The following is an 11347-nucleotide window of genomic DNA, read 5'->3' on the forward strand; positions in this document are numbered from 1 at the left end:
GCCTCGCTGACGCTGCCCGAGCTGGTGGCGGCGATCCGGGCCGAAGGCGGCCAGCGCGTCGCCACCCTCATCGGCGAGGCCGGCCCCGATCTCGGCGAGGCGGCGCGGCCGATCCGCGGCGTCGACGGCCAGGTCCGCGCCGTGCTGCTGCTGCGCGTGCCGGCCGGCGACCTGCCGGCGGCCCGGGCGGCGCTGGAGGCTCTCGACCTGCCGGACACCGCTGCGCCCGTCCTTTCGAACGATCCCCCTCCCGTCACCCAGGCCGCCCTGCCATGACCGACCCCTTCATGATCCGCGCCCATGTGCCGGAGTTCGAAACCCATCTCGCCGCCTATCGCCGGGCCAGCGAGCGCACCCGGCAGTCGCTGCGCGGTGTGCGCGACCTGGCCTATGGCGACCATCCGGACGAGAAGCTCGACCTCTATCTGCCGCCGGAGGGACAGGGGCCGTTCCCGGTCCATGTCTTCGTCCATGGCGGCTATTGGCGCGCCTTCTCCAAGCTCGACTATGCTTTCGTCGCCGATGCCGTCACCGGCCATGGCGCGATCGCCGCGATCATCGACTATTCGCTGATGCCGAAGGCGCGGATGGCGACGCTGGTCGGCCAGGTGCGCCGGGCGGTGGCCTGGCTGGCCGAAAAGGCCGGACGCTGGGGCGGCGACCCGGCGGCGCTCAGCGCCAGCGGCGCCTCCGCCGGCGCCCATCTCGCCAGCTTCCTGGCTTGCCGCGGGGCGGGGGAGGGGCCGGCACCGGCCGTCCCGGTTCGGTCCCTGCTGCTGGTCAGCGGCCTCTACGACCTGGACCCGATCACCCGCAGCTTCCTGCAGCCGGAGATCGGGCTGACGGCGGAGGAGGTGGCGGCCTGGTCGCCGCTGACGGCCGCGCCGGTGCCGGGGCCGGTGGTGGATGTCGTGGTCGGCGCCGAGGAGACGCCGCCCTTCCTGGCCCAGGGCCGGGCCTTCGCCGAGCGCCTGGCCGCGGCGGACGTCGCGAGCAGCTTCGCGACCATCCCGGGCGAGAACCACATGAGCATCGCCACGGCGCTGGGCTCCCCGGGCTCGCTCTTGGCGCAGCGCCTCGGACGGACGATCGCGGCGTCGCGACGAGGCGCCTGACCCCGATCGCACCCGGGCAGCGAGAGCGGAATGAAGTGAGGTCGGGGCATCCGGGCAAGGATGTCGAGCGTCTTTGGCGCCGGCGGGTGAAAGCGGGGCCTCAGGGCCCTCACCCGGAGGCGCAAGCGCCTCCGACCTCTCCCGCAGGGCGGGAGAGGCAAAAGGAACCGGATTTCGTAGGTTGGGTTCGCGGCAGCGAACCCAACAGGATCGGGGGCCGCGATGGCGGCCGGGTGTTGGGTTCGCCCAAAGCGAACCCAACCTACCTTACCCGGTGTCGGGCGGCCTGGGCTTGCGGGCGGAGGCCGGGCGAGGTTTGGGCGGAGCCTCGGGTGGATCGTCCTCGCCGTCCTCCGACGGCAGGAAGCCCAGCTTCTCCATGGCCTCGTCGGCCATCTCCAGCCAGCGCTCCACCCGCACCGGATAGCCCCAGCGCCGGCACAACGCCGCCACCGCGACCTCGGCCCGGCTGGCTTCGATCAGCTCCGCCACCTCCGGCCGCTCGACCCGCTCGCACACCTCGGTGGCACGGCGGTCGACCTCCTCCTGGTCCCCGGACACTTCGTAGGCCGCCGCCAGCATCGCCAGCTTCACCCGCAGCGCGTGCCGGTCCTCCTGCGCCGCCTCGCGCTTCGCCGTGCCCTTACGACGATCGTCGCGATGATTGGCGAACTTGTCCTCCAGCAGCAGCGTCAGCCGCAGCGACTTCGCGATGACGTCGATCCGCCGGCAATAGTCGACGCCGGGCTGCGGCGCCTCGACCGCCTCGGTGCGGGTGGCCTCCATGATCTCCATCTGGATCTCGGCCGCCCGGGCGAGCATGCGCAGATGCCGCGCCGTCCGCTCCTCCTGGGGAGCGGCCGGGGCTTCCGAAATCGAATCGGTCTGCGCGGTGTCCATAGAACGTAGCATGAACGTGATCGCAGATTAATACAAGAGCACAATGTGTTAACAACGAGATGGGGTCCGATCCCGTCATCCGATCCGTAAGCGTCCGGCCGAGGCCGTGGACCGGCAACCGGCCGACGGTGATGTAGCCGGGCGCGCGCTTTGGCATGACGGGGCGGGTGCTTTGGCACAAGCGACCGCGCGCCCGCGTTTGGTCAAGCGAGAGCGGGTTCAATCGCTCGCTCACGGGTGGAATTGCACGCCGCTGCGGTGGCTTCCATTGACTGCCGGCGGCTTGCACGACCCCGGCTCGCTCAATTGCCTCCGGCCGAAATCGTCAGGACGGGCGCGGCCGCTTTGTCGACTTCGCCTTGAGCGATCGCCATCAGGAGCTGCACGATGCTGAAGGCGACCTTCGACTCGAAATCCGTATCCGCGATCCAGAACCATCGATCCCGGTAAGGAATCGCGGCAAACGCATCGGCCGGTTTGGTCTGCCCCGTCCGCACCACGATGCTCGGCCTCTGCTCGCCGCCGGCATGGCCGATCGAAGCCAGCGTCCGGTGGGCTTCGACGTCGGCATCGGGAACATCGATCTGGCCGCTGACATGGGCCAGCACGCCAATGAACGATCGCGTCAGCATCGCGACCTGGTTGGGGCGGGACGCCGTGCGGCCGTATACGATCTCGGCCTCGTCTGTCCCCATGCCGAGCAGGGAGCGCATCTCGGCCGCCAGGGCTGGATCGGAACCGTTGGAAATCAAGAGATAGACATGAGCGCCGTCCTTGCCGCCAGTGAAGCGGAAGCTGAGGCCGCCGCTGTCCTGCAGCGTTCGCAGCCCGGCGAGCAGCCTGAAAAAGGCCGGAGAGCCTGTCGTCTGGGCTCCCTGGGCGGCAGTGGTGATCTCGGGCCGGCCGGCATTCTCGAGGCGGCCGATCGATTGGACGCCAAGACGGAGCAGAACGTCGATGGGCAGGCCGTTCTGGGCCAGCGGGAACAGCTCGCTCGGCGCAAGGGGGCGAACGAATGATCCGGCGAACTGCGGGCCGCTGACGGGCGAGAAGGTGATGGTCGGATTGTCGTTGTACTGGACACTGCCGGTCAGCGCGCCGAAGGTCCCGGCACTGAAGTCTGGATAGCCGGTGGCGCCTACAGTCCCTGTTCTTTGCAGCGAACGGCTCGCGACGACCTGATTGATCGACAGAAAGGCCGGGACATCCGCATAGCGCAGACGCACCACGTTCATGAGCGTCTGTTCTTTCTGCGCGTCGGTGATCGCCTTGGCGTAATCGAGATGGTCCCGATAGAGCGTGGTCGGGCCGATGCCCGCACATCCGCAGAGCGGGAGCAAGAGCAGTAACGCCCCTGCTCTCCGGCACCGCACCGCGCGATGGTCAGTCCGCCGCATCACTTGGACTCCTGACCATATTTCTTCTCGTTTCGAGATTCCGCATCGCCCGAATGTGAGCCGGCTTCGCATGCGGGACAACAGGCTTCCGCCTCTCAGCAAGGATCCGGCCAATGCGGGTGGCAGGTGTCGACAAACACGGACGTGGTGCCACCCGACGCTGGCGGGGTGCCCTCCAGAACCTTGGCCTGATAGGTCAAGGTGGTGCCGTCGAGCGTCGGCTTGGTCAGTTCCACCGCGGCAGTCTGCAGCTTGCCGTCGACGATACTGGTCAGGCCCGCATTCGGCGGATCGGCGACAAAGCTGTTTGCACCCTTGATGCCCCAGTCCTTGATGAACGTAGCGGTGGGGATTGCCTCGGCCGCTCGCGCCGGGCGGTCGGTGAACATCACCACCGACGGGCTGACGCCGCTCAGCGTCAAGGTCTTGCCATCGAAGGTGGACCTCTGGGCAGTCTGGATGAACAGCCAGCTCGCATCCTTGCCGGCCGCCTTGACGGTCTCGGTCGGGTCGGCAAAGGCCGGGCCGGCAAGCAGGGCGAAGGTGAGGACGGCTGCACCCGTGGACTTCAAGAGCATCATGGTCTCTCTCCCGAGGACATGGGTTGGAGGTGGATATTGTAAGGATTTCAGCTCCCTTTCCCGCACCCAGGATTCCATTACGCAACTTAATGTACGCACTTATGAGGATCCGTCTCGCAACTTATATCGATACTATCGATAAACACTGAAGTCCTGCCGGCGGACGCCGGCAGCGTGCCTTCGAGAACGCGCGCCTGAAAGGTCAGGGTTGTGCCATCGAGCTTCGGCTGTTTGAGCTCCACCGTGGCAGTCTGCAGCTTGCCGTCGACGATGCTGGTCAGCCCGGCGTTGGGCGGATCGGCCACAAAGCTGTTCTTGCCTTTGATGCCCCAGTCCTTGATGAACGTATCGGTCGGGATCGCCTCGGCAGCACGCGCCGGGCGGTCGGTGAACATCACCACGGACGGGCTGACGCCGCTCAGCGTCAGGGTCTTGCCGTCGAACTGGACCTTCTGGGCGGTCTGGATGAACAGCCAGCTCGCATCCTTGCCGGCCGCCTCGGCGGTCTCGACCGGATCGGCAAAGGCCGGGCTCGATAGAAGCGCCGCACTCAGCAGGGCGGCCGTGAGCTTCACGAACATTATGATCTCTCTCCTTGGAGCGCCGATTGGAGGCGCAATGGTAAGGGTGGGTCACTCGAACCCCCATCGCGATAAACGAGGGGGGAAGTCAGCTGAGCATCTCAATTGCCTCAACAATGGTTGGGCCACTTGCCAACGCACTGAGCACTATCGATGAAGACAGAAGTCGTGCCGGCGGACGCCGGCAGCGTGCCTTCGAGAACGCGCGCCTGAAAGGTCAGGGTCGTACCGTCGAGGCTCGGTTGTTTGAGCTCCACCGTGGCCGTCTGCAGCTTGCCATCGACGATGCTGGTCAGGCCGGCGTTGGGTGGATCGGCCACAAAGCTGTTCTTGCCTTTGATGCCCCAGTCCTTGATGAACGTGGCGGTCGGGATCGCCTCGGCAGCTCGCGCCGGGCGGTCGGTGAACATCACCACGGACGGGCTGACGCCGCTCAGCGTCAGGGTCTTGCCGTCGAACTGCACCTTCTGGGCGGTCTGGATGAACAGCCAGCTCGCATCCTTGCCGGCGGCCGCGGCGGTCTCGGTCGGGTCGGCAAAGGCAGGGCTGGACAGAAGCACTGCGCCAAGCAGCACCGCGCTACAGATTTTCCTCATGATGTCCTCTCGTTTCGAAGGTCCTGCATCGCCCGGATGGGAGCCGGTTTCGGATGCGGGACAACTGACTTCTGCCTCTCAGCAAGGATTCGGATAACGCGGGTGGCAGATGGCCGAGTCCCAGGACGGTTTAGAATCAGTGGGCGATGCAAGTTACGCAAAATTGGTCAATGAATAGCGAACTGGTACCTCCAGACGCCGGCGGCGTGCCCTCCAGGACCTTGGCCTGATAGGTCAAGGTGGTGCCGTCGAGCGTCGGCTTGGTCAGTTCCACCGTGGAAGTCTGCAGCTTGCCGTCGACGATACTGGTCAGGACCGCATTGGGCGGATCGGCGACAAAGCTGTTCTTGCCTTTGATACCCCAGTCCTTGATGACCGTGGCGGTCGGGATCGCTTCGGCCACACGCGCCGGACGGTCGGTGAACATCACCACCGACGGGTTGATGCCGCTCAGCGTCAAGGTCTTGCCGTCGAACTGCACCTTCTGCGCGGTCTGGATGAGCAGCCAGCTCGCATCCTTGCCGGCGGCATTGGCGGTCTCGGTCGGGTCGGCAAAGGCAGGGCCGGCAAGCAGGGCGGCGGCGAGGACGGCCGCGCTGGCGATTTTCAGGTGGATCATCGAATTTCTCCCAGTCTCACAAGTCTGGGATGTCACAGCCGTCCATCGGCCGCATCCCGTGGCATGTCGGTGGCGACTTAACACGGTCGATCTCGCGATCCCGTCACCGATGCATGACCGATCCATCACCGATCGCGAGATGAGCAATATTTAATCCCGGCATGGCCGGGCATCGTCGCAGATGGGTTTTGAGTGTAACCCATTGGTGAAACAAAGAAAATGAGGACGGTTCCCGAAGAAGGAGAGCCGATGTCCGAGCGGGAAAGCCGGGCCTTCAGCCGGGCAGGACGAAGAAGGATCCGAGTGCCATGACATGCTCCTGTGGTGCTTCGTCAGAGAAGATCAGCCCTCGTCGATGAAGAACACACTGCCCTGGGCCAGGGCCTGGAAGGTGGCGTAGGCCATCCAGATGAAGCTGTTGCGCAGCAGCACGGCGCCGAGGCCGTCATCATAGCCGACGACCAGCAGGCAGTGGCCGGCGCAGCGGCCGTCGGCCCGGGCCAGGATCCGGCCGTTGCCGACATAAGGTACCGCGACCTTCCCTCCATGATCGCTGGCCGTCCACAGAGTTTGAAGTGCTGTCGGTGGGAGGGAACCGATTTCAAATCGGCTCCATCTCAGGCTACCAGTACCCGGAGGCGCAAGCGCCTCCGACCTCTCCCGCAGGGCGGGACCTTTTCAGAATACCGTCGTTCGAGCCAATCCATCCCTTCTACTCTCCCCCTCCCCTCGCGGGAGGGGGCAGGGGGAGGGGGTTTTCACCATCAAGGCCGGCCTGAACTCTGACGCTTCGACCATGACGGCCTGTCCTCTGCGCATTCGCGCGCGGACGCGCGCAGACCCCTCCCCCAACCCCCTCCCGCAAGGGGAGGGGGAGTGTGGAAGGCTGCGTTCGCGAATGCTGAAGGTTGGTGAAGCGGATGAATTCGCCGGCGGTCACCCTGTGTCCGGCGGCTTGCGGCGGCTGGCGCCGGCCGGGCGGAGCTTGGGCGGATCCTCGTCGTCCTCACCGTCCTGCGGCGGGATGAAGCCCAGATTCTCCATGCCCTTATCGGCCATTTCGAGCCAGCGCTCCACATCCGGCGGGAAGCCCCAGCGCCGGCACAGGGCCGCCACCGCGACCTCGGCCCGGCTGGCTTTGATCAGCTCCGCCACCTCCGGCTGCTCGACCCGCTCGCACACCTCGGCGGCGCGGCGCTCGACCTCCTCGGGGTCTTCGGACGATTCGTAGGCCGCCGCCAGCATCGCCAGCTTCACCCGCAGGTCGTGCCAGTCCTCCTGGGCGGCCTCGCGCTTCGCCGCGGCCTTGCGCCGCTCGCCGCGATGATTGGCGAACTTGTCCTCCAGCAGCAGCGTCAGCCGCAGCGACTTCGCGATCACATCGATCCGCCGGCAATAGTCGACGCCGGGCTGCGGCGCCTCGACCGCCTCGGTGCGGGTGGCCTCCATGATCTCCATCTGGATCTCGGCCGCCCGGGCGAGCATGCGCAGATGCCGCGCCGCCCGCTCCTCCGCGGCCGGGGCTTCCGAGATCGAATCGGTCTGCGCGGTGTCCATAGAACGTAGCATGAACACGATCGCAGATTAATACAAGAGCACAATGTGTTAACAACGAGATGGGGTCCGATCTCGTCAGGGTCATCCGATCCAGCCTGAACTCATCCCGATCTAGCTGACCTTGGTGAAGCGGCCCAGGCTGCGGACGATGTTGTCGAGCAGGCCGCCGCCCTCCGATGTGACGGCCTCGACCTGCCTCGGCACCGGCTGTCGGGCGAATCTCGGATCGACCAGGCGCCGGCGATGCTCGCGGATGGCGGCGCTGACCGCCAAGCGGAAGACATTGGGGCTGAGGGGCTTGATGGCGAAGCGGTAGATCTGCCCCTGGTTGATCAGCTTGACGATGGTGTCGGCGTCGGGGGAGGAGGTCGTCGCCACCACGGTGATCGAGGGATCGATCCGGGCGATCTGCGCCAGCATGTCGGTGACATCGACGCCGCCGACCTCGCTGTTGGTGACGATGACGCCGATCTCCTCCTGCTCCAGGATCTCCAGCGCCTCCTCGACGGTGGAGGCCGTCAGGATGCTGTAGTCGCGGGTGAACATCTCGAGCATTTCCTGGCGATCGCTGGCCAGGCCGTCGATCGCCAGCAGCTTGGTGGCGATGCCGAGGGGAGGCGTAAGGACCGCCTCGGCCTCTTCGGCGGCCACCGGGGCGGCGCGCGCGATCTCGACCGCCTCGGCGATCACCTGGCGCAGCTCGTCCTGGTTCCACGGCTTGTTGAGGAAGCGGAAGACCTCGCCCTCGTTGACCGCGCCGATGATGGCGACCAGATCGCTGTAGCCGGTGAGCAGGATGCGCACCGTGTTGGGCCACCGCTTGCAGACCTGCGACAGCAGCTCGATCCCGACCATCTCCGGCATGCGCTGGTCGGAGACGATCACGTCGATGTGATGCTGCTCGAGAATCGCGAGGGCTTCCCGCCCGCCGGTCGCGGTGTGGACGTCGTAGCTGGACCGGAACATCACCTTGAGCAGCTTCACGATGCGCTCTTCGTCATCCACGAAGAGCAGGCTGGGCCTGTCAGTCATCTCGCTCTCCTTCATACCTGCGAAGCGTCATGGGAGGGGTGTTGGGCGGGGCGGGCGGCAGAAGCTGTCTCACGCGGCGGCCTGCTCGAGCCGGTGCTCGAGGTCGGCCTTGGCGCGATGCGGCAGGATGATGGTGAAGATGGTCCCGACGCCGACCTCGGACCTGGCGAAGATGGTGCCGCCATGGGTCTGGATGATCCGGTAGCAGATCGACAGCCCCATGCCGGTCCCCTTGCCGACATCCTTGGTGGTGAAGAACGGATCGAAGATCTTGGGCAGGGCCTCCGGCGGGATGCCGGTCCCGCTGTCCTCGATCTCGATCCGGATCATGTCATCGGACTCCGCCCGCGTGCGCAGGGTCAGCTTGCCGCGTTTGGGCTGATCGGCCATGGCGTGGGCGGCGTTGTTGATGAGGTTCAGGAACACCTGCTTCAGCTGCGTCGCCGACGCATGGATCTTGGGGATCTTCCCGTAGTCCTTGACGGTATCCGCGATGTATTTGACTTCGGACCGGGCGATCAGGGCTGCGCCGTCCAGGGCTTCCTCGATGTCGATATATTCGAGGCGACCTTTGTCGAGGCGCGAGAAGTTCTTCATCGTGATGATCAGGTTGGTGATCTCGTCGAGGCCGTGCAGCCCTTCGTCGATCAGCATGTTGAGCTCGCCGAGCTGATCGTCGGGCAGTCCTTCAGCCGCGGCCGGCCGCAGCTCCGCAACGGCGCCGAGGGTGGCCGTCCTGCCCGCCTGCATTTCGGCCATCTGATCCCGGATCAGGCAGAACACCGCCTTCACATAGGCCAGCGGCGTGTTGATCTCGTGGGTGATGCCCGCCACCATCTGGCCCATGGCGGACAGTTTCGACGACTGGATCAGCTGCGACTGCACGTCCTCATTGGCCTGCTGCAGCGCCGAATTGTCCTGGTTGAGCCGTCTGTAGTGCCGGCGCAGCAGATAGGCGGCCCAGGCGATCGCCAGGGCGAGCAGGAAGGAGCACACCAGCATCAGGTCGCGGAGCAGCGACCGGTACCGGTTCTGGTCGGCCTCCAGGGCCTGGGCGTCGCGCTGCAGGCGGTCGATGGCCTGGGCGGTCGGCACGGCCGTGAGGTCGACGATCAGCTTGGTGCCGAGCTGCTTCTGACGGAGGATGACCGCCATATGGGCCAGGAGCGTGTCCGCCTTGGTCGCCGCCTCGGGCGATGTCCGGCCGGCGGCCTCGCGCAAGGCGGTCATCTGGTCGTCGATGACCTGCCGCAGCTGCTCGCTGGGGGTGACGATGTAGCTCGCCACATCGATGACGATGCGAGTCAGCAGATCGGCGATCGACGGGCTGGGCGCAGGCTTGTCCGCGCTGCCCTCAAGCTCGGTGAACAGGTCCGCCGCGGCGATCGGCAACAGGCGCGAGGAGTTGCTGATGATCGAGTACTGCGCCTTGATCCGCTCGACGATGCGGATCTTGTCGTCCATCGCCGAGCGGTACGCGGCGAGCGAGGACGACAGATCCTGGGTCTCCGCCGGGTCGCCCGCGATCAGCGTCTCGATCGTCCGATAATGCTCGGCCAGCTTGCCGACGGGTGCGGCCACGGAGTCGTAGTTGGGGTTCAGGCCCAGCTCCAGGCTGAGGACGTCGGCGCTCCAGAGGGCGTCGATCTGCTTCATCTCGGCGAGGCTGGCCAGGAGCTCCGCCGGCCGGGTGTCCGGCGTGCGCAGCATCGCCAGAAGAGCGGCCAGAACCGTGAGAAGAACGGCGATGGAGCCTATGCAGACGATCCTGGATCTGACGATCATGACATGATCTCCGTCACCGTCTTTTCGATTGCGGTGGGCAAATTCACTGCGAAGGGCGGACGTCGAGAGGGCGCCCCTTGTATTCGCCGGTCAGGCTCCGCAGGAACGCCACGATCAGCGCGTTGTCGCGAGGCGGGATCTGGCGGCCGAGCTGGTATTTCGCCATGGCATCGACGGCTTCGGTGAGCGTCGCGGCCGAGCCGTCGTTGAAATAGGGCGCCGTCAGCGCGACGTTGCGCAGGCTGGGGACACGGAACACGAACCGGTCCTCCTCGACCTTGGTGGTGTTGTAGAGGCCGAAATCAGGGTTGTCGGGCGAGCCGTGCGACCGGAAGTAGTCCCCGGGCATGCCAAGCACCCCGAACACCTGGAACATGTTGCCGCCGACATTTACCCCCTGGTGGCAGGAGGCGCAGCCATAGGTCTTGAACAGGCGGTAGCCTTCGAGCTCGTCGGGGCCGAGCGCCGTCTTGTCGCCGCGCAGGAACTTGTCGAACCGCGCATTGGGCGTGGTCAGGGACCGTTCGTAGACGACGATCGCATCGGTGATGGTCTGCGGCTGCATCCCCTGGGGATAGAGGCCGGCGAAGGCCTCCTTCAGGGCCTGGTCCTGCGCCAGCTTGTCGATGATGGCCGGCCAGGTCTCGCCCATCACGGTCGGATCGTGGATCGCGGCCTCGACCTGCTGCTCCGACGACGCGAACCGGCCGTCCCACATCATGCGGAAGTTCAGCGTCGAGTTGAAGATCGTCAGCGTGTTCCGCTTCCCGCCCTTGCCGCCGAGCCCCTTCGACTTGGCCAGCCCGTCGTCGCCGCCATTGTCGAGGTCATGGCAGGACGAGCAGGCGTTCTCGTTGTCCTTGGACAGCCGGACGTCGTGGAACAGGGCCTCGCCCAGATCGACCTTGCGCTGGTCCAGCTCCAGCTGGAACGGGATCGGCGCGATCGGTTCCGGCGTCTGCGCCTCGACCAGGGCTGGCCCCAGAAGCGCCAGGGCCAGGGCCGGCACGGCGGCGATCAGGAGCTGCCGCCCGATGGTCGGGGCCGAAGCCTGCCCTGTTGCGCCCCGGTGCCGAAGGTCGAGATCGCACTTCATCTTCTGCCGCCCTGACGGATTAGTGGCCACGACGTGGGTTCGTGGCTGGAATTAGTGTCCGCCGGAAGAAGATCCCCGCACTATGCGA

General features: G+C 66.1%; 12 protein-coding genes. 2 read left to right on the plus strand and 10 right to left on the minus strand.

Going from position 1 to position 11347, the window contains the following annotated elements:
- Both ACTOWL_RS16085 and ACTOWL_RS16090 read left to right on the plus strand, forming a co-directional pair.
- A partial coding sequence (locus ACTOWL_RS16085) for a hypothetical protein (protein WP_441322259.1) occupies positions 1-276 on the plus strand: 276 nt, incomplete at its 5' end.
- Positions 273-1115 (plus strand): alpha/beta hydrolase, encoded by an 843-nt coding sequence (locus tag ACTOWL_RS16090; RefSeq protein WP_441322260.1) that lies wholly within the window; start codon positions 273-275, stop codon positions 1113-1115. The genes ACTOWL_RS16085 and ACTOWL_RS16090, both read left to right, overlap by 4 nt.
- Positions 1116-1382: 267 nt before the next feature.
- On the opposite strand, the gene ACTOWL_RS16095 is transcribed toward ACTOWL_RS16090, so the two are convergent.
- The 10 genes from ACTOWL_RS16095 to ACTOWL_RS16140 all read right to left on the minus strand — a co-directional run bounded on the left by ACTOWL_RS16095 (position 1383) and on the right by ACTOWL_RS16140 (position 11259).
- Positions 1383-2027: a hypothetical protein gene (locus ACTOWL_RS16095; protein ID WP_441322261.1), complete on the minus strand. Its 645-nt coding sequence runs from the start codon at positions 2025-2027 to the stop codon at positions 1383-1385.
- A gap of 290 nt (positions 2028-2317) precedes the next feature.
- Complete coding sequence (locus tag ACTOWL_RS16100) at positions 2318-3412, minus strand: hypothetical protein (RefSeq protein WP_441322262.1); 1095 nt, start codon at positions 3410-3412, stop codon at positions 2318-2320.
- A 95-nt stretch (positions 3413-3507) separates the two neighbouring features.
- Complete coding sequence (locus ACTOWL_RS16105) at positions 3508-3993, minus strand: hypothetical protein (protein ID WP_441322263.1); 486 nt, start codon at positions 3991-3993, stop codon at positions 3508-3510.
- Between the two features lie 86 nt (positions 3994-4079).
- On the minus strand, positions 4080-4574 hold the full coding sequence (locus tag ACTOWL_RS16110) for a hypothetical protein (RefSeq protein ID WP_441322264.1): 495 nt from the start codon (positions 4572-4574) through the stop codon (positions 4080-4082).
- Between the two features lie 110 nt (positions 4575-4684).
- Positions 4685-5170 carry a hypothetical protein gene (locus tag ACTOWL_RS16115; protein WP_441322265.1) on the minus strand — a complete coding sequence of 162 codons (486 nt, stop codon included), beginning with the start codon at positions 5168-5170 and terminating at the stop codon, positions 4685-4687.
- 136 nt (positions 5171-5306) lie between these two features.
- Positions 5307-5789 carry a hypothetical protein gene (locus tag ACTOWL_RS16120; RefSeq protein ID WP_441322266.1) on the minus strand — a complete coding sequence of 161 codons (483 nt, stop codon included), beginning with the start codon at positions 5787-5789 and terminating at the stop codon, positions 5307-5309.
- Between the two features lie 936 nt (positions 5790-6725).
- Entirely contained in the window at positions 6726-7358 is a 633-nt protein-coding gene (locus tag ACTOWL_RS16125; RefSeq protein WP_441322267.1) for a hypothetical protein, read from the minus strand.
- Between the two features lie 99 nt (positions 7359-7457).
- Positions 7458-8378, minus strand: a complete 921-nt coding sequence (locus ACTOWL_RS16130; RefSeq protein ID WP_441322268.1) for a response regulator — start codon at positions 8376-8378, stop codon at positions 7458-7460.
- A gap of 69 nt (positions 8379-8447) precedes the next feature.
- Positions 8448-10163: a DAHL domain-containing protein gene (locus ACTOWL_RS16135; protein WP_441322269.1), complete on the minus strand. Its 1716-nt coding sequence runs from the start codon at positions 10161-10163 to the stop codon at positions 8448-8450.
- A gap of 43 nt (positions 10164-10206) precedes the next feature.
- The gene (locus ACTOWL_RS16140; protein WP_441322270.1) at positions 10207-11259 is read right to left on the minus strand and encodes a cytochrome-c peroxidase; all 1053 of its coding nucleotides are present in this window, start codon (positions 11257-11259) and stop codon (positions 10207-10209) included.
- Positions 11260-11347: the final 88 nt, after the last annotated feature.

The sequence above is a fragment of the Inquilinus sp. CA228 genome (genome assembly GCF_052078665.1).
In the GTDB taxonomy this organism is placed as follows: Bacteria; Pseudomonadota; Alphaproteobacteria; order DSM-16000; family Inquilinaceae; genus Inquilinus.